Genomic DNA, 26795 nt, shown 5'->3' on the forward strand with positions numbered 1-26795 from the left:
GCCGCCGGCCGAGGTGGTCCCACGCAGGAGGGGGCCGGCCTGTGCATCCCGCCAACACGGTATTTACGGCTGGCCGCCCGCTCCAACACACTGCCCGGCATGCAGATTTCACGACGCAGCCGATCTGGTTCGAGTTCTTCGACCACTCCTGGTGTCACCTCATCGTCTGCAGGAGACCCCATGACGCTTTTGGCCTCCGTGACGCGCGTCTCGGCCATGCTCCTACTTGGTTCCGCACTGCATATCGGGGCTGCGCAAGCCAGCCAGGTGTATGTGACCGTGGACGTTTCCGGCACCCTGGACATGGACGAGAGAGGCGCCGAAACCAACATCGTCAGAGAACTGTCTGTTGGCGCAGGAGCGACCATCGAGAGCTTGAAGTGGGACCTCCAGCTCACCAGCTACGACCCGAGCTATCTGTCAGAGATGCAACTGACCTTCAGCGACTCGCTCGGCAATGGCGTGACCTTCACTCCGGGCGGCGGTGACGACTTCGAAGGCAGCAGCAGCTACGCCGGATTCCAGGACCTGCGCCTGCTTGGCCAGCACTTCCAGCTGGGCGACGACGGATTGCTGCGTTTGGAGTTTCACGATGCCTACAAGGACCTGGCGTTCGACGAACCCGAGGGCATGTGGCGATTTGGAACGCTCGCTTTCGGCGTTTCCACGGTGCCGGAGCCGCAAGTGCTCTCGCTGATGCTGGGCGGGCTGCTGGCGATGCTGGGCGTCGGCAAGTGGCGCCCATCCAGGGCGCAACCCGCCTGACGCGCGTCCCAGACGCGGGTGCCCCCGTCCCGAACTGCGCGTTCTTCCAGGACCAACCATGCCGTCAAGCTCCCTTCTTCGCGCTTCTCTCGCGCGGCTCTGCCACCGTGTGGCTGTCCCGGCAGCGATGGCCGTTGTGTCCTGGATCGCGGGCCCCCCTGTGTTCGCGCAAGCCGTCTTCGAGGTCGCCAAGCCGGTTCCGCTCTATTCCTACTACGCCGAGGGCAATGTCAACGCCGTGGTCAAGGCGCCCACATCGCTCCCCACGCCCTCGTTCGTGCTGATGGGCGGCGGCCCGGACGTGGATTCCGCGTTCCGGTGGCTGATTCGACGCGCGGGCATCACGCGCGGTAGTGGCGGGCGCCTGGTCGTGATTCGCGCCAGTGGAACCGACGCATACAACCCCTATATCCTCTACAGCGATGAAAGCCTCTCGACGTCCGACAAGGTCGCAGACCAGTGGGTCGGTGGTGCCTCTCTAGGCCTGTCGTCGGTCGAAACGCTCGTGATTCCGAGCGTGAAGGCGGCCAACAGCGCTGCCGTGAATGCCATCGTCGCCAAGGCCAATGTGGTCTTCATCGCAGGTGGCGACCAAGGCCAGTACATCCGGTTCTGGAAAGGGACAGCGCTGGAGCAGACGCTCAAAGGCTTGATGCAAAGAAACGTCCCCCTCGGCGGAACGAGCGCGGGCTTGGCGGTGCTCGGGCAGTTCGACTATTCGGCGCTCTACCACTCGGCGACGTCAGAGCTGGCGATGCTCGATCCGTTCTACAGGGACATCACGTTCGACCCCTCTCCCTTGAGCCTGAGCGGTGGCTTCATTGCACCGCCTGCCTTGCAGAGTCTGATCTTCGATTCACACTTCGACAGCCGCGATCGCATGGGACGCCTGGTGACCTTCATCTCGCGCATCGTCGCGCCCGTCAACATGTCGGGCAGCGTCTACGGATGCAGCGGCGGTGTTCTTCCGGCGTCTTCCAGCGGCGACAGGACGGCGCGGGGCATCGGCATTGGTGTCGAAACCGCCCTCCTGGTGCAAGGCAATGGTGACGGCCGTCCGGTCACTGCGACCCGCGTCACCAACCCGTCGACGACGACTGAAAGCGCCGTCTACTTTGTCCGTCCCTCGATCCCCCCCGCCGTCTGCAAGCCGCTGACACCTTTGTCGGTGGCCACGGTGGAGGTGCGCAAGCTGGCCGATTCCGCCACCGTTTTCAACCTGACCGAATGGACGGGTGTGCCGCTCTACCGGTACGTCGATGTGAACGCCGGTCAATTGTCTCCGGCAGACTGGCAGTAGCCGCGCATGTGGCCCGCCGCATGGCCTGGCTGCATCCGTCGCGCGGCGAGCTTTCGAGGCGCCACGAGGCGATGGACCAAGGCCTGTTTCCGGCTGCTGGCGGCGCACGTGTGCAGAGCGTTGGCGATCTCCGGTGCGCTGTGCGTCCTTGGGACGGACTCGGCCGACCGCAACCAGCGTTGGACCGGTCTTTCGTGGCTCCCGATTCCAAGGCGGTGGGTGGCCGTGATTCCGATCGATCCTGCCGAGGGGCTGGGTCGCGCCGCTAGCGCGTTGCTCTGCCGGACACCTCGTCGCGTTGCGCGCGCATGGCCCAGTTGAACGCCGGCGTGGCCAGCAGCGTCGAGGCGATGGCCATCAGCACCAGGATGGCGAAGAGCCCGTGCAGGATGACGCCGGCCTGCAAGCCGATGTTGATGATGATCAGCTCCATGAGGCCACGCGCGTTCATCAGCGCCCCGATCGCCAGGGCATCGCGCTGCGGCTCGCCGGCCAGCCGGGCGGCGGCCCAGCACGCCAGGCCCTTGCCGCCGAACGAGGCCGCCAGGATGGCCAGCGCGGCGACGCCGATGGCCGGATCGAACAGCACGTCCAGGCGCGTGTTGAGCCCCGAGTAGGTGAAGAACATCGGCAGCAGGAAGACCACGACAAACGGCTGCAACTGCTCGCGCAGTTTTTGCACAAAGACCCCGCGCGGCATGCAGGCGCCGAGCAGGAAGCCACCGAACACGGCGTGGATGCCGATGGCGTCCATGGCGAACGCGCTGAGCGCGAACAGCACCAGAACGATGGCCAGCGAGGCATTGCCCACGGGCATGCCAGCCTGCAGGCCCCTGCCGAGCCCGCGCAGCAGCCGCGTGCCCACGCACACCATGAACAGTGCATAGGCGGCGCCGCCGCCGATGGCCAGCCAGGCCCCGCCCCAGGAACCGCCGAAGCTGGCCAGCACCACGGCCAGGATGCACCAGGCCAGCGCATCGTCCACCGCGCCCGCGGTCAAGGCCAGCGTGCCGAGCGAGGTGCCGGCCAGGCCGCGCTCCTGGATGATGCGCGCCAGCATCGGGAAGGCCGTGATCGCGATCGCGGCGCCCAGGAACAGCGATGCTTCCAGCGGCTGCACGCGCGCGGCGAACAGGCCGGGCACGTCGTGCAGCGCCGGCACCAGCGCGAACGCCAGCACGAAGGGCACCAGCACGCCGGCCAGCGATACCGACGCCGCGCTGCGCAGCCGCCTGCGGAAGTGCCCGGCCTGAAACTCCGTGCCGACGAGAAACATGTACAGCCCCACGCCGAGCTGGGCCCCCACGTAGAGCATGCCCAGCGTTTCCTTGGGAAACAGGGCCTGCTGCGCCTGCGGCCACAGCCAGCCGAACAGCGAGGGCCCCAGCAGCACGCCCGCAATCATCTCGCCGACCACCTGGGGCTGACCCAGGCGCTGGGCCAAGCGGCCCACCAGTTGGGCGCTGGCGATGATCACCGCGATCTGCAGGAAAAAGTAGACGGAGAGCTGGTTGGTCGGCACAGGGCATCCTTCCCGCCATGCGGCGGGCGGCCATTCTGCCGTGGCGGCGGCTGCGAGATTCGCCGTACGAAGTCTTGGGCGCGAGTCCCGAGATCATGGTCCTGGTCAGCCGTGCCGCGGCCGGCGCACCGCGCGCACCTTGCCGCTGGAGCCGCCACCGCAGTAGAACAGGCCGGCGCCGTCCCATTCCAGGCCGCTCACGTGCAGGCCGCTGGGCATGCGCAGGCGCTCGCGCACGGCGCCGCTGGCCGGGTCGAGGCGGCGCAGCTCGCTCTCGTCGTGCTCCCAGGTGCCGTGCCAGAGTTCGCCTTCCACCCAGGTCACGCCGGTCACGAAGCGATCGGATGCGATGGTGCGCAGCACGGCGCCGGTGGCCGGGTCGATCTGGTGGATGGCGCGGTCGCTGTACTGGCCGACCCACAGGTGCCCCTCGGCCCAGGTCAGGCCCGAGTCCTTGCCCTCGCCGGGCGCGGGGATGGCGTGCAGGATCTCGCCCGTGGCCGGGTCGAGCTTCTCGATGCGCGCGCCGGCGATCTGCCAGAGGTGCTTGCCGTCGTAGGCCGTGCCGGCGTCGCAGGCGCGGTCCAGCTGGCGCGTGGGCTCGCCGGTCGCGGGGTCGAACGCGCGCAGCGCGCCATCGGTCGCGGCCCAGACCTGGCGGCCATCGTGCGAGACGCCGTGCACGCGTGGGGCGGCGGGGAAGGGGCCGTACTCCCGCACGACTTCGGCGGTGTGGACGGGGGCTTGGGTTGCGGTGGACATCGGGCTTCTCCTGTGGCGGCACCGAAGGGCGCCTGGTGAAGCCATTGTTAGCCCGGGGGCAGCGCCATGGGGAGTAACAAGACCGTCGTGAATCCGGCCAGCGGGGGCGCCAGCCAGCGCCTTGCGCGGGCCTGGCCGACCGCGCGCACGCGGCCTTGTTCTGCCAGTTCCACGAGCGCCCGTTGCATGGTGCGCTGGCTCGCGTCCAGTGCCAGCGCCAGTGCCGAGGTGGACCAGGCCGCGCCATCGGACAGCAGCGCGAGCAGCGCGGCCTGTTCTCCGGCGATCGGGGGTGCGAGCACCGCGACCTCTGGCGCCGCCGCTGGCCGCAGCGCATAGCCCGTGGCCGTGGCCTCGACCCCCGCGCAGCCCTTGAGCAGCGCGCGCAGCCGGCCCAGTTCGACGCGCAGCCGGGCGCGGTGCGTCTCGTCGGGCTGGCGGATGCGAAAGGCCGTGGCGATCAGCGCTGTGCGGTCGGCCGCGCCGGGCCAGGCCTCGGCCAGTGCGCGCGCGAGCGTGAACAGCACGGGCCGGCGTGCCAGCGCGATCCAGTGCGGCCCGCATTGCAGGCCACGGCGGCATCCGTCGACCACCAGCGCGCCCGAGGCGAGCAGGGCGGCCACCGCATCGAGCGTCAGCGCTTCGGCGCGGCCCTGGTCGACGCGCCGGGCGGCCGGGCACTCCAGTGCGGCCTGGGCCGCAGCCACCTCGGCCTGCAGGGCGGGCACGCCCGCCCGCGCAGCGGCCTCCTGCGCGCGCGCCAGCGCGGCGCGCGCAGGGCCGGTGCGCAGCGCACGCAGGTCGAGCTCGGCCGCGCAGAGCTCGGCCACGGCGCGCAGCCGCGCGGGCATGGCCGGTGCGGGATGCAGCGGCGCGAGCGCCTGCGCTGCATCGCCGAGCCGGCCCAGCAGCAGCGCGCGCCGCACCGCCACCAGCCGCGCCAGCAGTGCGTTGGCCAGGTCGCCCTGCGCCTCCAGTGTGGCCAGTGCGGCCAGCAGTGGGCGCGCGGGGCCGCCCAGTTCGCGCACAGCCAGCGCGATCTCGGCCTCGGCCACCACGCAGCGCGCCCGCGCGACCGTGGCACGCGGGCCGAAGCCGCGGGCCGCGCGGCGCAGCAGTGCGCGGGCGCGCCCGTGCTCGCCGAGCTGGGCCATGGCGATGCCGCGCAGCGCCAGCGCCGTGGGGTCGTCGTGCAAGGCGATGAGGCGCAGCGCGCCCAGCGCATCGCCGATGGCAAGTGCGCGGGCGGCGGCGGTGGCGAGGGCCTGCATGCGCGCATTGTGGGCGCGCCGCGCCTGCCGCTAGAGCGACAGCCGCGCCATGCGCGGCAGCGTGCGCTCGCCGGACTTCTGCAGATGCCTGCGCATGCGCTTCTCGGCCAGGGCCGGGTCGCTGGCCAGGATGGCCTCGGTGATGCCGCGGTACTCGGCCACCATGGCGCGCAGGTCGGCCGCCGTCAGTGCATGGTAGAACTGGGCACGGAACAGGTGGGCGCGCGATTGCGGCAGCACGCGGTCGAGTTCCCGGTTGCCGGCGATGTCGAACATCACCTTGTAGTAGTTGGCGCGTGCATCGAGCACGCGGTCCAGTGCCTCGGGTGTGTCGGCGGTGACGAGCTTGTGCGCCGCGGCGGCGAAGCGGCGCGCGTTGTCGCCGATGCCGATGTGCACCGCGGCCAGCCGGGCCGCCAGGCCCGACAGCACCTCCAGCACCCCCAGCAGGTTGGCCGCGTCCTCGTGCGTGAGCGAGCGGATCACGGCGCCGCGGTGCGGCGTGAGCTCGACCACGCCGCTGGCGGCCAGGATGCGCAGGGCCTCGCGCACCGTGCTGCGGCTGACCTGCAGTTCACGGGTGAGATCTGCCTCCACCAGGCGCTGGCCCACCGCGAAGCGGCGCATCAGGATGCCCTTGCTGATTGCATCGGCCACGCGGTCGGGCGTGCTGCGCGGGTGGCGTTCTGCCGGTGCGCCTGCGCGCAGGGCCGCGCGTGCCGCGGGCGCCGCGCTCTGGGGTAGGGTGGTGTTCACAGGTCTGCCTCGGTCTGCGCGATGCTGCGTTCCGCAAGAAGCGCGCGGCGGCATCGCCGCCTTGCGCACCATGCGCCATCGTCGGCAGATTGTCCGGCAATATCGGCGGACATTTGCGGCCTGCAACCTGGCATCGGCTGCAGCGTGCCCCGGCACCGAACCCGCCGTTACTGCGGCGTGTGGCTGGCTTCGACCAGCTCCAGCTGGGCGCGCACGACACCGCGCCCCAGCATGCCCAGCTCGCGCGCGGCCGCTGTCGAGACGTCGCCGATGCGGTCGGTGCTCCAGGCACCGCGGTCGTTCACGCGCACCACCACGCTGCGCCGGTTGAGCAGGTTGGTCACGCGCACCAGGGTGCCGAACGGCAGCGTCTCGTGCGCCATGGTCATCTTCTCCGGGTCGAAGCGCTCGCCGCTGGCCGTCGGGCGGCCGGCGAGCCGGCGCGCGTAGTAGGTCAGCCTGCCCTCCAGTGCATGGACGGTGTCGGCCAGCAGGCCGGCCGGCGCACCGCTGGCCGGCTGCGCGCTGGCGGGCGCGGCGCAGGCGAGCAGCAGGGCGGCGCAACAGCCGGCAAGGCGGGCCGCGCGGCGGGCAGCACGGAAGAAGGGCAGGAACTCCATGGCCCCGGCATTCTCGCGCAGGCCACAGTGCCTGGGCGCAAGACGCCGGGCGTGGCGCCGGCTACGCTTGCGCCATCGCAGCACTACGCCGGACAAACCCTGATGATTGTCTGACAATCCAGCCCTACCATCCGGCGCCAAGCAGGTGCCCGCGCGGGTGCCTTTCCTGCCCGTTCCCCCCGCGGTACGCCTGCCGCCCCGAAAGGAAGACGTGTACGAGTTCCCGCCCAAGGTCCAGGATCTGCAGCAGCGCCTCGCGGCCTTCATGGAGGCGCACATCTACCCCAACGAGCAGCGCTACTACCGCGAGGCCGAGGAACTGGGGCCCTGGAAGGTGGCACCGGTGCTGGACGAACTCAAGCCGCTGGCGCGCGCGGCCGGCCTGTGGAACCTGTTCCTGCCGGCTTCCGAGCACGGCGCCGGCCTCACCAACTTCGGGTACGCGCCGCTGTGCGAGATCATGGGCAGGTCGCACCTGGCGCCCGAGGTCTTCAACTGCTCGGCGCCGGACACCGGCAACATGGAGGTGCTGGCCCGCTACGCCACGCCAGAGCACCAGGAGCGCTGGCTCAAGCCGCTGCTGGCCGGCGAGATCCGCTCGTGCTTCGCGATGACCGAGCCGGCCGTGGCCTCCAGCGACGCCACCAACATCGAAAGCTCCATCGTGCGCGATGGCGACCACTACGTCATCAACGGCCACAAGTGGTACACGACCAACGCGACCGACCCGCGCTGCGCGGTCTGCATCTTCATGGGCAAGTCCGACCCCGACAACGCCGACCGCCACCGCCAGCAGTCCATGGTGCTCGTGCCCATGGACACGCCGGGCGTCCAGGTGCTGCGCGCCATCCCGGTGTTCGGCTTCTACGGCGTGCCGGACCGCGCCTCCGAGGTGGTCTTCGAGAACGTGCGCGTGCCGGTGTCGAACATGCTGCTGGGCGAGGGCCGCGGCTTCGAGATCGCGCAGGGCCGGCTGGGGCCGGGCCGCATCCACCACTGCATGCGGCTGATCGGCCTGGCAGAGCGCATGCTGGAGCGCATGTGCCGGCGCAGCCTGTCGCGCACTGCCTTCGGCAAGACACTGGCCCAGCAGGGCGTGACGCTGGAGCGCATCGCCCAGTCGCGCATCCTGATCGACCAGGCGCGGCTGCTCACGCTCAACGCGGCGCACCGCATGGACACCGTGGGCAACAAGGCGGCCAAGGCCGAGATCGCGATGATCAAGGTGGCGGCCCCGCAGATGGCCTGCCAGGTCATCGACTGGGTGATCCAGGCGCATGGCGGCGGCGGCACCAACAACGACCTGGGCATCGCGGCGGCCTACGCCACCGCCCGGCTGCTGCGGCTGGCGGACGGTCCGGACGAAGTCCATTGCGCGCAGATCGGCAAGCTCGAACTGGCAAAGTACCGCTGAGCGCCAGCCGCACCAGCAGCAACAGGAGACAAGGCATGCAGATCGATTTCCAGGGCAGCGGCCTGCAGGGCGCGCGCCCGCCGCCCGATGCCGACCGGCAACGCATGATGTGGATCAACGCCGACCGCGTGCTCTACCTGGGCCTGCTGGGCGAGCCCACGGTGCGCTGCTTCGGCGGCTTCTCCGTTTACCTCTCGCTGCGCGGCACGCACCGCATCTGCGTGGACGGCGGCGATTGGCAGGATTGCGCGGTCTCGGTCGTGCCGCCCTATGTGCGCCACCGCATCGTCTCCGGCGAACGCATGATCTGCAACTTGCTGGTCGAGGCCGAGACGGTGGACGTGGCGGCGCTGCCGGCGCACCTGCGCGCGGGCCGGGGCGCCGTGGACGCACCGGCGGCGTTGCAGCGCATGCGCGAGGCGCTGGACATCCTGCGCCGCGCCGACAACCGGCGCTACGCGAGCACGGCGGCCTTCGACGAGGCCTTCTTCGGCGCACCGCTGCGCACCCGGGCGCTCGATGCGCGCGTGCAGGCCGTGCTGGACCGCATCAAGTCCGACCCCAACGGCCATGTCTCGGCGCAGGAGTGCGCGGTGGCCGCGCACCTGTCGGTCTCGCGCTTCCTGCACCTGTTCAAGGCCGAGACCGGCTCGCCGTTCCGCAGCTTTCGCACCTGGCAGCGCGCGCGCAGCCTGCTGTACTACGTGACGCAAAGCAGCAACCTCACCGACATCGCGCTGGACGCGGGCTACCCCGATTCCACGCATTTCAGCCACTCGATCCGCCAGGTCTACGGGCTCACGCCCAAGTCCATCTTCGCGGGGAGCCGCAAGCTCGCGTTGTACGCCAGCGGCGCCGGTGTGCCACGCCTCGGTTACCACTGAAGATGCAGATCGATCTCGACTATGCCGGCCGCCATGTCGTGGTGTTCGGCGGCACCACGGGCATCAATTTCGGCATTGCACAGGCGTTCGCGCGGCAGTGCGCGCGCGTGACCGTGGCCAGCCGCCGGCGGGAGAACGTGGACGCCGCGGTGGCGCAGCTGAGCACGGCCGGCGGCGAGGTGCTGGGCGTCGTGGCCGATGTGCGCGACTTCGACGCCGTGGGCGGGGCGTTTGCGCAGTCGGTCGCGCGTTTCGGCCCGGTCGATGTGCTGGTCTCCGGCGCGGCCGGCAACTTCCTGTGCGCGGCCGAGGCCATGTCGTCCAACGGCTTCAAGGTGGTGGTGGACATCGACCTGGTCGGCAGCTTCCACGTGCTGCGCCAGGCGCATGCGCACCTGCGCAGACCGGGGGCGTCGGTGATCCAGATCACGGCGCCGCAGTCCTTCGTGCCGATGCGCTACCAGGCCCATGCCAGCGCGGCCAAGGCCGGCGTGGACCAGCTCACGCGCACGCTGGCGCTGGAGTGGGGCGGCGAGGGCATCCGCGTGAACTCGATCTCGCCCGGCCCCATCGACGGCACCGAGGGCTTCCGCAAGCTGATGGCGCCGACGGCCGAAGACCGCGCTTTCGCGCTCGACCAGGTGCCGCTGCAGCGCTTCGGCAGCCTGGACGACATCGCCAACCTGGCGTTGTTCCTGGGCTCGCCCTATGCGGCCTACATCTCGGGGGCGCTGATCCCCTGCGATGGCGGCGGCGCGCTCGAGAGCGTCAAGCCGGCGCTGGAAGCCGCAGGCCGCCGCGCCACGGGCTGAGCGGCGCCGCGCTGCCGGGCGGCCCGGCCGCACCGGCGCGTCCCGCGATCGCGGGATGTTCGCGGGCGCACGGCCTCCCCATACTCGCGCCACCACCCCCGTGGCGCATGGTGCGCCTGCACCGGGGCTCCCGTGCTGGAATCTCGGAGGTTCGCGATGGTCAAGACGTGCTTGCGTGCCGCTGCGGTGGCGTTGGCGGTGTTCTGCGGGGTTCTGCTCGCCGGCCCATGGCAGCAGGCGCACGCCGCGCCCATCGTGTTGCACAAGGCAACGGACAACGGCACGCCGGACACCGAAGGCCGCTTCATCGCGGCGCTGGAGCCGGCCGACAACGCCAGCCAGGCCCAGCTGCAGCTGACGACGGCCGGCGGGCCGGGCGCCCGGATCACCGGCCTGTACCTGCAGGACACCACGGGCGCCATCGCCCGGGACAGCCTGTCGGGCGGTCCGCGGGTGCGCCTGGCCGAGACCCGGCTCTACGATGTGCTGCTGACCGACCCGGGCAGCCGCAAGATCGCGGTGATCAAGACGCTGTCGGACGCGCTGGGCATCACGCCCGGCGCCGCGAAAGACCTGGTGGACCGTGCGCCCACCGTGGTCCGCACGGCCTCCAGCCCCGACGGCAATGCGCAACTGAAGCAGGCGCTGGAGAGCGCCGGCGCCGTGGTGGCGCTCAACAGCCGCCAGAACCCGTCCGTGCCTGCCGGCGCGAACGAAGGAGCCTCGCTGCCCGGCGCCGCGCCGACGGCTTACGACCTGGTGCTGTCCAGCGTCGGCCCCCGCAAGGTCGCCGTCATCAAGGTGGTGCGCGACCTGACGGGGCTGAGCCTGACGGAGGCCAAGAAACTGGTGGACGGCGCACCTTCCGTCATCCTGGCCAACGTGCTGGCGGCGGACGTGGAGGCGGCGCGCCAGGCGCTGCAGGAGAGCGGCGCCACGGTGGCGTTGACTCCGGTCGGCGGCAGCTTGGGCGGCGTGCCGATCGCGCTGCCGCCGGGCAGTGCCGGCTTCGTGCCCGACATCGGCCTGGCCTTCGCCTACGACGATCCCGACGCCACGCCGAGCCTGTGGCTCACGCTCGATCTGCAGGGTGTCTTCGCCGACCTGCTGGCCGCATGGGAGCGCGGGCAGTTCGTGCTCGGTCTGAAGGTGACGGATGCCACCGGCCGCTCCGACCTGTACCTCGCGGGTGATGCCACGCCGCCCGCCGAGGTGCCCGAACCGCCCACGCTCGCGCTGTGGGCACTGGCGCTGCTGGGCCTGCGGGCGGTTCCGTTCGGCGGGCGCTGGCGCCCGGTGGCCGCCGCCTACCGCGCGGGGCGCCGGGCCCTGGCCCGCGTGGCGGGTGGCGCATCGGTCTCGCCCAGCCACTCGGCTTCCCAACGGCCGTTCGCGATCAAGGCGCGCGCCTGGTGTTCGAGCGCCTGCACCACCACCGTGGCCGCAGCGTCCAGCGGCCTGTCGGCGGCCGTGGCGAGGCTGTAGCTGCGCTGCAGTTCGGGCTCGACCACGCGGGCCACCAGCCAGGGCGCCGCGCGGCGCCCGGCGTCGGGCAGGGCGCAGGCGGGTGTGAACGTGAAGCCGGCACCGCTGGCATAGAGCGAGCGGATCACACGTGCCGAATCGTGCTCGTGCGCGATGTTGAGCACCACGTCCTGGCTGGCGGCGGCCTCCTCCACGCGCTGGCGGATCGAGAAGCGGCGCGACTGCAGCACCAGCGGCTGGGCGGCCGCATCGGCGAACGCAATGCGCGGATGGCGCGTGCGCGGCGCGCCGCGTTGCAGCAGCGGCGCCACCGTGCCCGCCGTGTCGTGGCCGCAGAAGTACATGGCCTCGCGTGCGAAGGGGCGGCTGCGCAGCCCGTCGACCTGGGCGGTGTCCACCAGGATGCCGACATCGGCGCGGCGGTCCACCATGGCCTTGCGTACGAGCAGGCTCAGGTCGTCGAGCACGAACACGCGGATGCGCGGGTGCGAGGCCTTCAGTGCCGTCAGCACCGGGCCCATCAGCAACGAGGCCAGCAGGAACGGCAGGGCCACGGTGACCGAGCCCTCGGGCCCCTGCGGCAGGCTGCGCACGCGCTCGCGCACGGCGGCGGCGTCGGACAGCAGGCGGCGTGCGTCCTGGTACAGCTGCAGCCCGGCCGGCGTGGGGGTCATGCCGGCGTGCGAGCGTTCGAACAGCTGCGCGCCGAGGTCGTCCTCCAGCTTGCGGATCTGTGCCGTCAGCGCGGGCTGGGCCACGTACAGGGTGCTGGCCGCACGCGACAGGCTGCCTGCCTCCAGCACGGCGATGAAGTAGCGCAGGGTTCGGAGTTCCACGGGCGCCACTGTAAGACCGGGCCCGGCGCCGCGCCGGCCTGCGGCGCTGCGGCTGGCCGCAGGCCTCACATCGGCGCCAGCCCCACGCGCTTCATCATGGCCTCGGTGAAGGCCATCTCGCGGGTGAAGCCGCGCACGTAGTCCTCGCCGTCCTGCATGTCCACGCCGCCGCCCTGGGCCTGCAGGGCCTCGACCACCTGCGGCTGCTGCAGCGCGGTGCGAAAGGCGGCGCGGATGCGCTCGACCACCGCGTCCGGCGTGCCGGCCGGCACAGACACGCCGCCCCAGGACACCAGCTCGACGCCCGGCACGCCGGCCTCGGCCAGCGTGGGCACCTGCGGCAGCATGGGGTTGCGGCGCGGGCCCGCGACGGCCAGCGCGCGCAGCTGGCCGGCCTTGATCTGCTGGTAGGGCACCGACAGGATGGGCGTGCCGAACACCACCTGCTTGCCCAGCACGGCGTTGACGAGCTCGGAGGCCCCCTTGTAGGGCACGTGCAGCGCGCGTGCGTCCAGCGCGCTGAGCAGCAGCTCCATGCCCAGGTGCGAGGGCGTGCCCACGCCGCCCGAGGCGTATTCAAGCGTGCCGGGCGCGGCGCGCAGCCGGGCGGCCAGCGCCTGCACGCTGTCGATGCCGGAGTCCGCACGCACGATCAGCACGATGTCCGAGCTCGTGAGCCGCATCACGTGGCGGAAGTCCTTCAGCGCATCGAAGCCTGGTTGCCGGTACATGCGCATGTTGGCCGCCATGGGTGCGGCCGAGTAGACCCAGGTGTAGCCGTCCGCCGGTGCCTTGGCCGCCAGCCGCGCGCCGATGTTGCCAGCCGCGCCGCCCTTGTTCTCGATCACCACGGGCTGGCCCAGCAGCGGGCCCACGGCCTCGGCCAGGATGCGGGCCGTGTTGTCCGGGCCGGTGGCGGCCAGGTAGGGCAGCAGCCACTTGATCGGGCGGCTGGGGTAGGGATCGGCGGCGTGGGCCATGGGTGCAAGGGGCGCCAGCGCGGCGGCCAGGCCGGCGCTTAGCAGGGCGCGGCGGTGCGGGTCGAATGGTGTCGTCATCTGTCTGTCTCCGGAGTTCTTGGCCAAGCCCGCTCAGGCGGATTCGAGCAATTCCTTGGCGATGGTGTTCTTCTGGATCTCGCTGGTGCCCGTCAGCACGCGGTACATGCGCAGCATGCGGAACAGGAACTCCACGCGCCGGCCCTGCACGATGCCCTCGCCGCCATGGATCTGCACCGCCCGGTCGGCCACGCGGAACGCGGTCTCCGAGCAGAACAGCTTGGCCATCGAGGTCTCGGCGCGGGCGGCGCCGCCCGCGTCCAGCGCGCGGGCCGTGCCCAGCATCAGTGCGCGCGCCGCGGCCAGCTCGGTCGCCATCTCGGCCAGCATGTGCTGGATGGCCTGGAACTGCGCGATGCTGCGGCCGAACTGGCGGCGCTGCAGCGCGTAGTCGCGTGCGTCGCGCAACGCCAGCTGCGCCAGGCCCAGCATGGCCGGGCAGTGCAGCAGCCGGTTCACGCTGATGCGGCCCAGCGCCAGCGCCAGGCCGCGGCCGGGCGCGCCGATGCGGTTGGCCAGCGGCACGCGGCAGTCCTCCAGCACGATGTCGCCGGTGCTGGTCTGCCCGGCCATGGTCTTGTAGCCCGACTCCACGCGCGCGCCGGGGCTGCGCAGGTCGACGAAGAAGGCCGTGACCTCGCGCTCGGCCGCGCCCTCGGCGGCGGTGGAGGCCAGCAGCACGGCCGCATCGGCGAAGGGCGAGCCCGAGATGAAGCGCTTGCGCCCGTTCACGACGTAGTGCTCGCCTTCGAGCACGGCGCGCGTCTGCACGGCGCCGGCGTCCGAGCCGGCCTCGGCCTCGGTCAGCGCGAAGCAGATCGCCATCTCGGCCTGGGCCACGGGCACGATGAACTGCGCCATCTGCTGCGGTGTGGCCTGGCGTGCCAGCGCGCCCACGCGCGGCGGGCCGCTGAGTTCGCCGAACACGTGCGGCGCGAACGGCGAGCCGCTGGCGTAGATGGCTTCTTTGATGAGCACATGGTCGAGCACCGGCAGGCCGAGGCCGCCCATCTCCTCGGGCAGCGTCATGCCGTAGAAGCCCAGCGCGTGGGCGCGGCGCCAGACCTGCTGCAGCAGCGCGCGGTCGGCGCCGTGCTCGTGGTCGATGCCGTGGGCGCGGGCCAGTTCGGCCAGTTCTCCGTGCAGGAAGTCCTGCACACGGGCGACGATCTCGGCGGCGCGGGCACTGCCCTCGAAAGGGCCGTCGAACAGGGGTTGGGGGATGGCGGTCATGGTTCAGTTCACCTTGCGGTCGTGCTGGGCCCAGTAGGGCGCCTGGATGGCCTTGCGGGCCACCTTGCCGTTGCTGTTCTTCTCCAGCGCGGCGACGAATTCCAGGTGGCGCGGCCGCTTGAAGCCGGCCAGCCGCTCGGCGCAGAAGGCGTCCAGCGCACGCGCGTCCGCGGCCTGGCCAGGCTTGAGCACCACGTGGGCGGCGACGGACTCGCCCCACTTGTCGTCGGGCACGGCGAACACGCAGGCCTCGGCCACGGCGTCGTGCTGGTAGAGCACGGCCTCGACCTCGGAGGGATAGACGTTGAAGCCGCCGCTGATGACCATGTCCTTCTTGCGGTCGACGATGTAGACGAAGCCTTCCTCGTCCAGCCGCGCGAGGTCGCCGGTGTGGTAGCGGCCGTCCTTGAGCACCTCGGCCGTGAGCTCAGGCGCGCGCCAGTAGCCGGCGAACACGTCCTCGCCGCCGACCACGATCTCGCCGATCTCGCCCAGGCCCACGGGCTGGCCGGCGTCGTCCAGGATCTGCACGTCGCATTCGAGCAGCGGCCGGCCGCAGGAGGCCAGGCGCTCGGGCCGCGCTGCGCGGGCGTGCAGATGGTCTTCCACGCTGAGGCCGCAGACGCCCGAGGTGGTCTCGCCCGCGCCGTAGCCTTGCGACAGCACGGGGCCGAACACGTCCATCGCGCGCAGGATGCGGGCCGGCGCCATGGGCGCGGCGCCGTAGCCCAGGCGCTGCAGATCGGGCAGCGGCCGATACTGCCCCTCGAGCTCGGCGAGCAGCATGTTGATCATCGTCGGCACGAGGAAGGTGTGGGTCACGCGCTCGGCCCGCATCTCGGCCAGGAAGCGGCCGGGCTCGAAGCCGCTGAACAGCCGCACTGTGGTGCCGCTGCACAGCGCCGGCACCAGCTGCATGCCCGAGGCGTGCGTGACCGGGCCGACCAGGCCGAGGATGTGGTCCGGCCGCGTGGTGTCCGGCCGCATCAAAAACTTGCGCAGCTGCGCGAGCCGGTTGCCGAAGGTCTGCATCGCCGCCTTCAGCACGCCCGAGGAGCCCGAGGTGTAGTGCAGCACGGCCAGCTCGTCGGCGTGCACGGCCACGGCCTCGAAGCGGTCGCTGGCGCGGGCCAGCAGGGCCTCGTAGCCGCTGCCGGCCGGGCCGTCGAGCAGCAGCAGGCGCGGCATGGCGCCGCGCACGTGCGGGCGGAAGGCCTCGGCGCGCGCCGCCGTGGTGATCACCAGGCTGGCCTCGCTGTTGTCCACGGTGGCGCCCACCTCGGCCGGCGACAGCCGCGCGTTGTAGGGCGCCTTGACCAGCGCGGCCTTGTAGCAGGCCAGTTCGGTCTCGACGATCTCGGCGCAGTTGGGCAGGTAGATGCCGACGCGGTCACCACGCGCCAGGCCCAGGCCCAGCAGGGCGTTGGCCAGGCGGTTGGCGCGCGCATCGAGTTCGGCGTAGCTGAGGCTGCGTTCGGGCGTGACGATGGCCGGGCGCGCGGCATGGCGCCGCGCACTGCGGGCGACGAGGGCGGCCACGTTGGTCACGGGGCGAGAGGATGGCGCGGTCAAGGGCTTGTCTCCAGTGTGGCGGCGCGGTGCGCTGCGGTGAGGGCACTGTTCCAGAACCCCGGCCATCACGGAAATACGGATTGCTGATGCACACCCATTGATTTGTTTGATGGCCTGCGGCGCCCCGTCCGACAGGCCTGTGCGCATCGGCCGGCGCGCTGTGCGCAGCTGCCGACGCGAAGATCGGCCAACCGCGCTGGTGCGCAGGGCGGCGGCAGGCGCAAGCTGGAGATCGATTGAGGAGTACGCCATGCACTGCATCGCCTGCGGCCGCGAAGGCCACAATTCCGCCCGCTGCCCCTTGCAACTGTGGAAGCGGGAAGCGCCTGCCCCCGTGCCGGCGGCGCCGCCAGCCGTGCAGCGCGCGGGCCGGCCGGAGCGACCGGTGTGCCGGCTCGACAGCCACGACCGCTCGCGCGAGGCTTGGCTGGATCCGCGCTGACGCAGGCGGCCATCGGCGCCGCGTTGCAAATGTCATCCAGGCGCGCGCCGCTGCAACGGGGCTGCAGTGCACGCGCGCCACAGTGCGTCCATGGCAGGGCGCCCGTCCTGCCGCCTGCAGGAGACGCGCATGCTTGATCCGACCACCTCTTCCCGCCGCCGCGGTGCGGCCCGCCTGCTGCTGGGGCTGGCCTGCGCCGCCGCGCTGGCCGGCCCTGCGCTGGCTGCCGACGCCAGCCTCGACCAGGTCTACCAGGCCGCGCACGGCGGCCATGTGGACCAGGCCCTGCAGATGATGGACCCGGTGCTGCGCGACCACCCGGGCAGTGCCAAGGCCCACTACGTCGAAGCCGAGTTGCTGGCCCAGCAGGGCCGCCTCGGGCCGGCGCGCACCGAGCTGGCGACGGCCGAGCGGCTCGCGCCCGGATTGCCCTTCGTGCAGGACCAGTCGCTGCAACACCTGCGCCGCGTGCTCGACCAGGCACCCGTGGCGGCCAGCCGCAGCCCGTTGACGATGCCGGCGGCCGAGGCCGCGCATGGACGGTCGCTGGGATGGGGCCTGGCCCTGGCCGTGGTCTTCGGCGCGCTGCTGGGCTGGCTGCTCACGCGCGCCAACCGGCCGCGCCTGGCCCCGCCGGCCCCGGGCATGGCGCCGATGGCCGCGGCGGGCCCGTCCATGGCCTGGCCGCGCGGCCCCGTGGCCGCCGATGGTCCGGCGCCCTGGGGTGGCGCAGCGGCCGCGCCGGCTCCGGCCGGTCCGGGCTGGGGTTCGCATGTGGCGGCCGGTGTGGCCGGTGGCCTGGCTGCCGGCGCTGCGGCCGTGGCGGGGCAGGAGCTGGGCCGGCGCCTGTTCGGCCACGACACCGTGGCTGCGCCCGCGCCCTACGCGGCGCCGCTGGCGCAGGCGGCACCGGCCGCGGACGGCTGGTCCGATCCGGACTTCGGCATCCGCGGTGCTGGTGGCGGCTGGGACGATGCGACGGACGCGGACGCCGACGCGGGCGGCCTCGGCGGCAACTGGGACGTCTGAGCAGCGGCGCAAGAGCCGGCTGCGGGCCGGGCGCCACGGCGCGGCGCACGCGCCTTGGGGGGTCAGAAGGAAAGACGGCGCAGCCGATGGCTGCGCCCCACCGCTAGTACAGCGTCTCGACGCCCGCGTTGAACAGGTAGCCCGCGCCGCGCTCGGTCAGGATCAGCTGCGGGTTGAACGGGTCGGCCTCGATCTTGCGGCGCAGCCGCAGCACCTGCACGTCCACCGTGCGGTCGTAGACCTCGGCGTTGTGCAGGCGCGAAAGCTGCAGCAGCTGGTCGCGGCTCAGCACGCGCTGCGGCGCGCTGCAAAAGGCCGCCAGCAGGCTGAACTCGTTGTTGCTGAGGTCCATCCGGCGGCCGTCCGCATGGCCGAGCTTGCGTGTGCGCAGGTTGAACTCCCAGCCCGCGAAGCGGTAGGCGCGGCGCTTGTCGTCGCGGCTGGCCAGCTCGGTCTGCACGTGGTAGCGCCGCAGCACGGCGCGGATGCGGGCTAGCAGCTCGCGCGGGCTGAAGGGCTTGGTCACGTAGTCGTCGGCGCCAAGCTCCAGGCCCATCACGCGGTCGGCTTCTTCGGCCTTGCCGGTCAGCAGCACGATGGGAATGCCGGCGCGCTCGCGCAGCGCGCGGGCCAGCTGCATGCCGTCTTCGCCGGGCATCTTGAGGTCCAGCAGCACGAGGTCGATGGCCTCGCGGTCCAGCAGCTCCAGCATGGCCGCGCCGCTGGCCACGGCCGAGACACGCAGCTCGTTGGCGGCCAGGTACTCCAGCAGCAGCGCGCGCACGGCTGGGTCGTCGTCGACGACCAGGATGTGGCCGGCAGGTGCTGCTGGCGGGGGCGTGGCGGACATACTTGGGACTTCCGATGGGCTCGATGCAATGGACGATTCCACTATAGCCGCGCCACCGCCCGGCCCCGACCGCGCGCACCTGCGCGGCGTCACCGCCGTGCTGCTGGTGGAGGCGCTGACCCTGCTGGCCCTGGCCTGGGGCCTGTGGGTGCTGCGCCAGCAGTCGCTGGATGGCGAGCTGCGCCGGCTGGGCTCGCTGGCCGCGGCCATGGCGACGCAGGCCGATGCCGGCCTGGACGTGGCCGAGGCCACGCTGCGCGCCACCCGCACCGAACTGGCCGAACGCCTGATCCGGCCCGGGACCGAGGCCGCGCAGAACCTGTTGCACACGCGCATGGCGGCGCTGCCGCAGTTTCGCGCGCTGGCGATCACCGATGCAGCGGGCCGCATCCTTGCCAGCTCGGTGCCCGGGCCGCCCCCGGACGGCACGCTGGCGGGGCTGGACTTCTTCCGCGCGGCCGAAGCCGGGCTGGCGGACCGGACCTTCGTCGGCACGCCGTTTCCGAGCCTGCGCGATGGCCGGCCGCTGGTGGGCGTCGCCATGCCCTGGAATGGCAGCGGTGGCGGCTTCCTCGGCGCGGTGGTGCTGCTGGCCGATCCCGAGGTGCTGGACGGCGACTTCCGCCGCATCGCCCCGGCCGCCGACACCAGCCTGGCGATCTACCGCAGCGACCGCGTGCTGGTGTCCGACGGCCCTGGCGAGGATCCGTCCCAGCTGCTGCCGTCCAGCGTGACCGATGCGCTTTGGGACGCGCCGGCGCCGCACCGCGTGCGCCTGCCCGACGGCCGCGAGCGCCTGGTGGCGGCACAGGCCCTGCACGGCCACCCGCTCATGGTGGTGGTGGCGCGCGACCTGCAGCCGGCGCTGGCCGACTGGACCGAACAGGCCTGGCTGGTGGCGGCCTTCGCGGCCTCGGCCCTGACGGTCACGCTGTTCCTGCTGGGACGCAACGTGCGCGAGCAGCGGCTGCGGCTGGCGGCGCAGCAGACACTGGCGGCCGAGCAGCAGCGCGCGCTGCGCGCCTTCCAGGCCGCGCAGGAAGGCAACTGGGAGTGGGATGCGCGCACCGGGCGCGTGGACCTGTCGCCACGCATGAAGGAGCTGCTGGGCCTGGCGCGCGACGCGCCCGTGCCGCCCGACCCCATGGCGCTGTTGCGCGAGCGCGTGCACCCGCGCGACCTGCGCGCGCTGCGCCATGCGCTGGCCGGGCATGCCCGCGGCCGCCGGCCGCTGTTCGACGCCACGGTGCGCATGCGCCAGTCGGGCGGCGGCTGGCGCCATGTGCGCCTGCGCGGCAATGCCCGGCGCGATGCGGCCGGCGCGCCGCTGCTGTTCTCCGGCATGGCGGCCGATGTCGGCGAGGAAGTGGAGGGCCGCGCGCGCGAACGCGCGCTGGAGGACCAGCTGCAGCGCGCGCGCCGGCTCGAAGCCATCGGCACACTGGCCGGCGGCGTGGCGCACGACTTCAACAACATCCTGGCCTCGGTGGTCGGCTATGGCGAGCTGGCGCGCGCGGCCGCGGGCGAGGGCTCGGACCAGGCGCGCCAGCTCGACCAGGTGCTGCAGGCGGGCCAGCGCGGCAAGGCGCTGGTCGAGCGCGTGCTGTCGTTCAGCCGCGGCACGCCGCATGTGGCGCAGCGCTTTGCGCTGCAGCCCGTGGTCGAGGAGGTGCTGCAGCTCCTGGCCGCCTCGCTGCCGGCCGGCGTGCAGCTGGCGCCGGACCTGCAGGCCCCCGCTGCGGTGCTCGCCGGCGACCCCACGCTGGTCTACGAGGCCGTGCTGAACCTGTGCACCAACGGTGTCCAGGCCATGCCCGACGGCGGCGCGCTGCGCGTGCTGCTGGATGTGGAGTGCGTGGACGCGCCGCGCACGCTGTTCGAGGCGCAACTGCAGCCCGGCCGCTACGCGCGGCTGCGCGTGCAGGACAGCGGCACCGGCATCGCGCCCGAGGCGCTGGACCGGCTGTTCGAACCTTTCTACACGACCAAGGGCCCGCGCAAGGGCACGGGCCTGGGCCTGGCCGTGGTGCATGGCGTGGTGGCCGAACTGGGCGGCGCCATCGACGTGCAGAGCAGGCCGGGCGAGGGCGCCTGCTTCACGCTGTACTTCCCGTGCCTGGATGCGCCGGCCGATGCCGCGGCCCCGGTGGCCGGCGGCGCGCTGCCGCTCGGCCAGGGCCAGGCGGTGCTGGTGGTGGACGACGAGCCTGCGCTCGTGGCGCTGGCCGAGGAGATGCTGGCCGGCCTGGGCTACGAGCCCTTCGGCCTGGCCTCCAGCACGGAGGCGCTGGCGCGCTTCACGGCCGCGCCCGATCGCTTCGACCTGGTGCTGAGCGACGAGCGCATGCCCGGCCTGTCCGGCACCGAGCTGGTGGCGGCGCTGCGCCGCATCCGGCCAGACCTGCCCGTGGTGCTGGCCAGCGGCTACGGTGGCCCCGGGCTCGCACAGCGCGCGGCCGCGGCCGGTGTGCGCGTGCTGGTGGCCAAGCCGCTGGCGCGGGCCGAGCTGGCGCGGGCCGTGGCGCAGGCGCTGCAGCCCGGGTTGCAAACGTAACCGGCCCGGTGCCGGGCCGCATGGCGGCGTAACCGGGCGGGCGCAGAGTGGATGCCAACGGAGCCGCTGGCGCATGGCGCACCCGGCCCGTCACGCAGAGGAAAGGAATCCACCATGCGCAACATGTCGAACCGCCGGGCCGTGCAGGCCCTGGCTGCAGCCGCCGCGCTGCTGGCCGGCAACGCCATGGCCACCGAATACGGCACCGTGGTCTCCAAGACGGCCGTCTACAGCCAGGTGGCCATGCCGGTGCAGCAGTGCGTGCGGCAGGACCAGATCAGCCGGGCCCAGCCCAGCGGTGCCGGTGCATTGATCGGCGCCCTGGTCGGCGGTGGGGCCGGCAACCTCATCGGCCACGGCGGCGGGCGGGCGCTCGCCACCGGCGTAGGCGTGCTGGCCGGTTCCATCACCGGCAACAACGTGGAAGCCAATGGCGCACCGACCGTGGTGACACCCGTGCAGACCTGCCACCAGGAGCAGCGCGTGGAGAACCGGCTGGTCGGCTTCGATGTGGTCTACGACTACAACGGCCAGCGCTACAGCACGCGGCTGGCCAGCGACCCCGGCGACCACGTGCCGCTCAACGTGAGCGTGACGCCGGCGAACGCGGTGGTGCAGCCCGCACCCGTGGCCTACGGCGGCACCACGGTGCTGGCGCCCGTGGTGGTGCAGCGGCCCTGGGCCGCGCCTGTGGGCGTGGAGGTCGACACCGGCTGGGGTTGGGGCGGCCACCACTGGCGCTGAGATGTTGCAGATGCAACCGGCGCCGCCCGCGGCGTAGCCCGGCGGCAATGCCTGCGGTGCACCATCGATCCATCACAACAGCATTCCTCGAAAGGAGTTCACCATGTACAACGACACCGCTTCCCATTCGGTCCTGCTCGGCGCCATCGTCGGTGCCGGTGGCTACGACGGCCACCTGGACGCCAGTGCGCCACAGGCTTCGCACGAGGCCGCCGAGCGCGAGGCCCGGCATGACCTGCAGATGGCCCAGGTCGAGCTGTACTGCGACCACCGCGCGCAAGCGCTGGTCGCGATCCGGCACGCCATGCAGCTGCTCGAGGCCTGCGACGACAAGGCGCTGGAGCCCCAGCTGGCCAAGCTCAGCGAGGCCGCCTGGCATGTGCGCCACAACGAGAGCCTCGTGGCCGTGGACCTGCTGGACGAGGCCAAGCACCAGCTTCACGCCTGAGCCTGGCGTGAGGCCGTGCAGGGCTCGCGGCTTCAGGCCGATGCCATGTGCTCCTCGAGCAGTTCGGCCTTGCGCGCCTCCAGCTGGTCGCGCATGGCGACAAGGTCCAGCTTGCGCGCGCTGCGGGCCTTGGGGAAGATCTCGTTGCGCTCTTCCTTGACGTGGTGGTCGATGTACTCGCCCAGCACCTTGACCTTGGCGTCGTGCAGTTCGGGGCTGTCGTTGCCGGCCTCGATCTGCGCGATGAGGTCCTTGGCGCTCTGGTGCTCCACCTCGGCCTCGTCCAGCAGGTCGGTGGCCGACATCGCGGCGCGCAGCGCCGGGTAGAAGATCTCTTCTTCGATCTGCGCGTGCACGGTCAGCTGCAGGCAGATCTCGCGCGCGAGTTCCTCCTTACGGGCCACGGCGGTGCGGGCGCGCGAGCCGGCCAGTTCCTCGTATTCCTTGAACAGCTTCTTGACAGCGCGGTGGTCGGCGTCCAGCAGATCGCAGGCGTCCTTGGTGGTCTTGGTCGTGGCCATGGCGTGGGTCCTTCGTGGGGAGTTGTAGGAGCCCCTATGCTGGCCAGCCGCAAGCCGCGCCGATGTAGGCCCACGCAGCCAGTGCGCGGCATCGCGGGCCTACAGGCATGTCGCCCACAGGGCGTCAAGGCTGTGGGTGGCGGCCGCGTGCGCGGGTCAGGGCCGGTGACGGCCACTGCGGGGGCGTGGTAGAAATCCCCCTGATGGCTGTGGCGGCGACGGGAGGAGGCCGGCTGGATGCGTTGGGCAGGCTGGGCTCGTGGACACGGGTTCGCAGGGTCGCCAGGGCTTGGTTTCACCACAAAGCGCTTGGGGGTCTCCATGAAGTTTCTGTCCCGCCTGAACATCGGCCCACGCCTGGGCGTCGGCTTCGGCACCGTGCTGCTGCTCTCGGTCCTGGTCGGCGTGCTCGCGCTGCACCGGCTGGGCACCGTCAACGACGCGACCCGGGACATGGCCACGAACTGGCTGGTGTCGATGGACGCGCTCGACGACTACCGCACCGAGCTGGCGGTGGTTCGCAACGCCGAGGGCGCGCACCTGTCGGCCACGGCGCAAGGCGACATGAACGCGCAGGAGGCGGCCATCAAGGCGGCGCAGGGCACGATGAACAAGGCTTGGCAGCGCTATGCGCCGCTGGTCGGGGACGGTGAGGAGCGCAGGCTGGCGACAGCCATCACGGCGGGGCAGCAGGCCTACTTCGGGGCGGTCGACAGGATGCTGGTCGCCTCGCGCAAGGCAGAGGCGGGTGCCGAGGAGGCCCGCCGCCTCTACACGGCCGACAGCGGCAAGGAATACAGCGCCTTGGTGGCCTCGCTGGACAAGGCCGTCGCGCTGCAGGTGCAGGGCGGCGAGGAGGCTTACGCGCAGTCGCAAAGCACGTTCTCGCAGGCGCGGCTGGAGGTCATCGGCATCCTCGCTGCAGCGGTGGTGCTCGGCGCCGCGCTCGCCTGGCTGCTGACACGCTCCATCACCCAGCCGCTGGCGCGCGCGGTGCAGGTGGCGCAGACCGTGGCGCAGGGCGACCTGACCTCGGTGATCGAGGTGCAGAGCAAGGACGAGACCGGCGTGCTGCTGGGCGCGCTGCGCGAGATGAACGCGAAGCTGGCCACCATCGTGTTCCAGGTGCGCGACAGCTCGGACTCGATCTCCACCGGCTCCACCGAGATCGCCAGCGGCAACTCCGATCTGAGCGCGCGGACCGAGGCCCAGGCCAGCAGCCTGGAGCAGACGGCCGCCTCCATGGAGCAGCTGACGGCCACGATCCGGCAGAACTCCGACACGGCGCAGCAGGCCGCGCAGCTGGCGCAGTCGGCCTCGACCTCGGCCCAGGCCGGCGGGCGCGTGGTGTCCGAGGTCATCCAGACCATGCAGGGCATCTCGCAGTCCTCCTCCAAGGTGGCGGACATCATCGGCGTGATCGACGGCATCGCCTTCCAGACCAACATCCTGGCGCTGAACGCCGCCGTGGAAGCGGCGCGCGCGGGCGAGCAGGGCCGCGGCTTCGCGGTCGTGGCCGGCGAGGTGCGCAGCCTGGCGCAGCGCAGCGCCGACGCGGCCAAGGAGATCAAGGAGCTCATCACGCAGAGCGGCGACCGCGTCGAGAGCGGCGCCAGGCTGGTCGCCGAGGCCGGCACGTCGATGGACGAGATCGTGGGCCAGGTGCGGCGCGTGAACGACCTCATCGCCGAGATCAGCGCCGCCAGCCGCGAGCAGAGCAGCGGCATCGGGCAGATCGGTGAGGCGGTCTCGCAGCTGGACCAGGTCACGCAGCAGAACGCGGCCCTGGTCGAGGAGATGGCGGCCGCGGCCGACAGCTTGAAGAGCCAGGCGGTGCGCATGACGGGCGCGGTGGCGGTGTTCCGCGTGGCGGCGAACGCCTCGGCACCGCTGGAGCCGGTGCCGCGGGCGGCGGCCCCGATGCCGCCGCGCAGTCCGCAGCGGCCGGCCACCGTGCGCACGCCGGGGGCATCCGCCGCGCGCGCCTTGCCGCCCAAGGCCACGGTCAAGGAGAAAGAGAAGGCGACGGCAGAGGCGGACTGGGAGGCCTTCTGAACGCCGCGGCTCAGCCCCGCGTGAGGCGGATGCCGCCGTCGACCACCAGGATCTCGCCCGTGGTCTTGGCCGCACCCACGCCGAGCCACCAGGCCGCCTGGGCCACGTCTTCTGGCTGGATGATCTCGGCCAGCGCGGCGCGCTGCTTGTAGCTCTCCACCGAGGCGGCGTAGGTCGTCTCGCCCAGCCCGTTCTTGAGCCAGGGCGAATCGACCAGGCCGGGCGCGATGGCGTTGACGCGGATCTTCGGCCCGAGTGCGCGCGCCAGGCCGATGGTCATCGCATTGAGCCCGCCCTTGGACGCCATGTAGGCGATCGACGAGCCCGCGCCCATGAACGAGGCGGTGGACGACACGTTGACGACGGCGGTGACGGGGTGCTGCTCCAGCAGCGGCACGAAGGCGCGGGTCATCTGCCAGGCGCCGACCACATTGACGGCGTAGATGCGCTGGAAGTCCTCGGCCTGCAGGGCGTCGAGGTCCTTCAGCGGCACGAAGCGCGTGGTGCCAGCGTTGTTGACCAGCACGTCGGTGCGGCCCCAGCGCGCCTGCACATCGGCGGCGAAGCGCCGGCAGTCGGCATCGTTGGACACGTCGGCCTTGACCACCAGTACGTCGGCGCCGAGCGCGCGGCATTGCTGCGCCACCTCCTCGGCCGGCGCCGGATCGCGCGAGTAGTTGACGGCCACGTCCCAGCCGTGGGATGCGTAGAGCCGGGCGGTGGCGGCGCCGATGCCGGAGGAGGATCCGGTGACGACGCAGACCTGGCGTGCGGATGGTTTCACGGTCATGTATGTCCTTGCGGTGAGACGGCGCGAGTATCGATGTGGCCTCTGGGCGGCGCTGTCCCAGAGGGCACTGGGCCGGCCGCGCCCGGATCGTCTCTAGGCAGCGGCTTGGGCCAGCGGGTACAGTCGCGGCGCCAGCGGCGACTGCGCGGCCAGGCATTGCGCAAAGGCCTTCATGGCCGTGGTCTCGTAGGCTTCCTTGCGGCGGATGAACAGCGTCGGCGCGCGCGCGATGCTCACATCGACCTGGTGCACCAGCAGTTCGGCCGGCGCGGGGTAGCGGTCGACCACCTGCCGGGGCAGCAGCGTGATGCCCACGTCGGCCGCCACGCAGCCCAGGATGCCATCGAGCGAGCCGAATTCCAGGCGCTTGAACGCGGGCTTGCCGATCTGCACCAGCAGTTGTTCGAGCTTCTGGCGGTACGAGCAGCCGGTGCGGAACATCAACGCCGTCAGCGGGGCCGGGTCGTTCCGCAGGATGGACAGGTCGGCCCAGCGGCGCGAGGTGACCAGGACGAGTTCCTCCTCGAACGCACGCTCCACTTGCAGGGCGGGGTGGTCGATCGGCCCGGCCACGAAGGCGCCGTCGACCTCGTTCGCCAGCACCTTGTCGACCAGCTCGGCGGTGGGCCCGGCGCGCACCACGAGTTCCACGGCCGGGCACAGGGCGCCGAACGCGGCCAGCACCGGTGGCAGCCGCACGGCCACGGTGGTCTCCATGGTGCCGATGGTCAACGTGCCCTTGGCCTGGCCGTCGTCGCGCGCGGTGGCGGTGGCCTCCAGCAGCAGCGCTGCGGCGCGCGCGGCGTAGGGCAGCAGGCGCTCGCCGGCGCTTGTGAGCACGACGCCGCGGCTGTGCCGCTCGAACAGGCGCATGCCCACTTCCTCCTCGAGCGCCTTGATGCGGTTGGTCACGTTGGACTGCACGGTGTGCAGTTCCTTGGCTGCGCGCGTGATGCCTTCGCAACGCGCCACGGCAGCGAAGGTGGTCAGGTCGGCGACTTCCACATCGATCCCTTTCGAAGATTCACAACCGCATCGATCATTCTGAACTAAAGATGGATGCACGAAGCAT

The 26795-nt window shown here is 71.9% G+C and carries 24 protein-coding genes and 1 pseudogene; 12 read left to right on the forward strand and 13 right to left on the reverse strand.

Translation table 11 applies throughout. The features are described from left to right. Positions 1-180 precede the first annotated feature (180 nt). Both DES41_RS26040 and DES41_RS26045 read left to right on the forward strand, forming a co-directional pair. Positions 181-765: a PEP-CTERM sorting domain-containing protein gene (locus tag DES41_RS26040; protein ID WP_114470532.1), complete on the forward strand. Its 585-nt coding sequence runs from the start codon at positions 181-183 to the stop codon at positions 763-765. Positions 766-925: 160 nt separating this feature from the next. Continuing rightward, entirely contained in the window at positions 926-2065 is a 1140-nt protein-coding gene (locus DES41_RS26045; RefSeq protein ID WP_211333078.1) for a cyanophycinase, read from the forward strand. A 265-nt stretch (positions 2066-2330) separates the two neighbouring features. Here DES41_RS26045 and DES41_RS26050 read toward each other — a convergent pair whose 3' ends face one another. The 5 genes from DES41_RS26050 to DES41_RS38880 all read right to left on the reverse strand — a co-directional run bounded on the left by DES41_RS26050 (position 2331) and on the right by DES41_RS38880 (position 6996). Then, the gene (locus tag DES41_RS26050) at positions 2331-3587 is read right to left on the reverse strand and encodes a cation:proton antiporter (protein ID WP_114470534.1); all 1257 of its coding nucleotides are present in this window, start codon (positions 3585-3587) and stop codon (positions 2331-2333) included. 105 nt (positions 3588-3692) lie between these two features. Then, positions 3693-4349 carry a Vgb family protein gene (locus DES41_RS26055; RefSeq protein ID WP_114470535.1) on the reverse strand — a complete coding sequence of 219 codons (657 nt, stop codon included), beginning with the start codon at positions 4347-4349 and terminating at the stop codon, positions 3693-3695. A 47-nt stretch (positions 4350-4396) separates the two neighbouring features. Beyond that, the gene (locus DES41_RS26060) at positions 4397-5620 is read right to left on the reverse strand and encodes a helix-turn-helix domain-containing protein (protein WP_114470536.1); all 1224 of its coding nucleotides are present in this window, start codon (positions 5618-5620) and stop codon (positions 4397-4399) included. A 30-nt stretch (positions 5621-5650) separates the two neighbouring features. After that, positions 5651-6376 carry a GntR family transcriptional regulator gene (locus DES41_RS26065; protein WP_170168293.1) on the reverse strand — a complete coding sequence of 242 codons (726 nt, stop codon included), beginning with the start codon at positions 6374-6376 and terminating at the stop codon, positions 5651-5653. 167 nt (positions 6377-6543) lie between these two features. Next, positions 6544-6996: a septal ring lytic transglycosylase RlpA family protein gene (locus tag DES41_RS38880; protein WP_211333079.1), complete on the reverse strand. Its 453-nt coding sequence runs from the start codon at positions 6994-6996 to the stop codon at positions 6544-6546. A gap of 211 nt (positions 6997-7207) precedes the next feature. Here DES41_RS38880 and DES41_RS26075 point away from each other — a divergent pair, with 211 nt between their 5' ends. From DES41_RS26075 to DES41_RS39295, 4 genes and pseudogenes are all read left to right on the forward strand, one after another. After that, the gene (locus DES41_RS26075) at positions 7208-8410 is read left to right on the forward strand and encodes an acyl-CoA dehydrogenase family protein (RefSeq protein WP_170168290.1); all 1203 of its coding nucleotides are present in this window, start codon (positions 7208-7210) and stop codon (positions 8408-8410) included. A gap of 35 nt (positions 8411-8445) precedes the next feature. Then, a complete protein-coding gene (locus tag DES41_RS26080; RefSeq protein WP_245965873.1) occupies positions 8446-9294 on the forward strand; it encodes a helix-turn-helix domain-containing protein in 849 nt (282 codons plus the stop codon). Positions 9295-9296: 2 nt separating this feature from the next. Beyond that, positions 9297-10106 (forward strand): SDR family oxidoreductase, encoded by an 810-nt coding sequence (locus DES41_RS26085; RefSeq protein WP_114470538.1) that lies wholly within the window; start codon positions 9297-9299, stop codon positions 10104-10106. 156 nt (positions 10107-10262) lie between these two features. After that, positions 10263-11042 (forward strand): annotated as a pseudogene (locus tag DES41_RS39295) (ribosomal protein L7/L12); the annotation flags it as partial. Between the two features lie 371 nt (positions 11043-11413). On the opposite strand, the gene DES41_RS39300 reads toward DES41_RS39295, so the two are convergent. From DES41_RS39300 to DES41_RS26110, 4 genes are all read right to left on the reverse strand, one after another. Then, on the reverse strand, positions 11414-12427 hold the full coding sequence (locus tag DES41_RS39300) for a LysR family transcriptional regulator (RefSeq protein ID WP_114470540.1): 1014 nt from the start codon (positions 12425-12427) through the stop codon (positions 11414-11416). Positions 12428-12492: 65 nt separating this feature from the next. Further along, on the reverse strand, positions 12493-13485 hold the full coding sequence (locus tag DES41_RS26100) for a tripartite tricarboxylate transporter substrate binding protein (RefSeq protein WP_114470541.1): 993 nt from the start codon (positions 13483-13485) through the stop codon (positions 12493-12495). Positions 13486-13518: 33 nt separating this feature from the next. Beyond that, positions 13519-14718 carry an acyl-CoA dehydrogenase family protein gene (locus DES41_RS26105; protein WP_114470542.1) on the reverse strand — a complete coding sequence of 400 codons (1200 nt, stop codon included), beginning with the start codon at positions 14716-14718 and terminating at the stop codon, positions 13519-13521. A 3-nt stretch (positions 14719-14721) separates the two neighbouring features. Further along, positions 14722-16290 (reverse strand): AMP-binding protein, encoded by a 1569-nt coding sequence (locus tag DES41_RS26110; RefSeq protein WP_245965874.1) that lies wholly within the window; start codon positions 16288-16290, stop codon positions 14722-14724. 250 nt (positions 16291-16540) lie between these two features. Here DES41_RS26110 and DES41_RS26115 point away from each other — a divergent pair, with 250 nt between their 5' ends. Both DES41_RS26115 and DES41_RS26120 read left to right on the forward strand, forming a co-directional pair. After that, on the forward strand, positions 16541-16732 hold the full coding sequence (locus tag DES41_RS26115) for a hypothetical protein (RefSeq protein WP_114470544.1): 192 nt from the start codon (positions 16541-16543) through the stop codon (positions 16730-16732). Positions 16733-16861: 129 nt separating this feature from the next. Beyond that, the gene (locus tag DES41_RS26120; RefSeq protein WP_114470545.1) at positions 16862-17761 is read left to right on the forward strand and encodes a tetratricopeptide repeat protein; all 900 of its coding nucleotides are present in this window, start codon (positions 16862-16864) and stop codon (positions 17759-17761) included. Between the two features lie 103 nt (positions 17762-17864). Here the strand turns inward: DES41_RS26120 and DES41_RS26125 are convergent, their stop codons facing one another. After that, on the reverse strand, positions 17865-18611 hold the full coding sequence (locus tag DES41_RS26125; RefSeq protein WP_114470546.1) for a response regulator: 747 nt from the start codon (positions 18609-18611) through the stop codon (positions 17865-17867). Positions 18612-18639: 28 nt separating this feature from the next. On the opposite strand from DES41_RS26125, the gene DES41_RS26130 reads away from it, so the two are divergent. The 3 genes from DES41_RS26130 to DES41_RS26140 all read left to right on the forward strand — a co-directional run bounded on the left by DES41_RS26130 (position 18640) and on the right by DES41_RS26140 (position 22357). After that, the gene (locus DES41_RS26130) at positions 18640-21165 is read left to right on the forward strand and encodes an ATP-binding protein (protein ID WP_114470547.1); all 2526 of its coding nucleotides are present in this window, start codon (positions 18640-18642) and stop codon (positions 21163-21165) included. Between the two features lie 114 nt (positions 21166-21279). Next, positions 21280-21909, forward strand: a complete 630-nt coding sequence (locus DES41_RS26135) for a glycine zipper 2TM domain-containing protein (protein WP_170168294.1) — start codon at positions 21280-21282, stop codon at positions 21907-21909. A 103-nt stretch (positions 21910-22012) separates the two neighbouring features. Beyond that, positions 22013-22357, forward strand: coding sequence for a hypothetical protein (locus DES41_RS26140; RefSeq protein WP_114470549.1), 345 nt, complete (start codon positions 22013-22015; stop codon positions 22355-22357). A 32-nt stretch (positions 22358-22389) separates the two neighbouring features. Here DES41_RS26140 and DES41_RS26145 read toward each other — a convergent pair whose 3' ends face one another. Beyond that, positions 22390-22878 (reverse strand): hemerythrin domain-containing protein, encoded by a 489-nt coding sequence (locus tag DES41_RS26145; protein WP_114470550.1) that lies wholly within the window; start codon positions 22876-22878, stop codon positions 22390-22392. 321 nt (positions 22879-23199) lie between these two features. On the opposite strand from DES41_RS26145, the gene DES41_RS39635 reads away from it, so the two are divergent. Continuing rightward, the gene (locus DES41_RS39635; protein ID WP_114470551.1) at positions 23200-24933 is read left to right on the forward strand and encodes a methyl-accepting chemotaxis protein; all 1734 of its coding nucleotides are present in this window, start codon (positions 23200-23202) and stop codon (positions 24931-24933) included. 10 nt (positions 24934-24943) lie between these two features. On the opposite strand, the gene DES41_RS26155 is transcribed toward DES41_RS39635, so the two are convergent. Both DES41_RS26155 and DES41_RS26160 read right to left on the reverse strand, forming a co-directional pair. Continuing rightward, complete coding sequence (locus DES41_RS26155) at positions 24944-25723, reverse strand: SDR family NAD(P)-dependent oxidoreductase (RefSeq protein WP_114470552.1); 780 nt, start codon at positions 25721-25723, stop codon at positions 24944-24946. A gap of 93 nt (positions 25724-25816) precedes the next feature. After that, on the reverse strand, positions 25817-26728 hold the full coding sequence (locus DES41_RS26160; RefSeq protein ID WP_114470553.1) for a LysR family transcriptional regulator: 912 nt from the start codon (positions 26726-26728) through the stop codon (positions 25817-25819). Between the last annotated feature and the right edge of the window lie 67 nt (positions 26729-26795).

Source organism: Pseudorhodoferax soli, assembly GCF_003337555.1.
Taxonomy (GTDB): domain Bacteria; phylum Pseudomonadota; class Gammaproteobacteria; order Burkholderiales; family Burkholderiaceae_C; genus Pseudorhodoferax; species Pseudorhodoferax soli.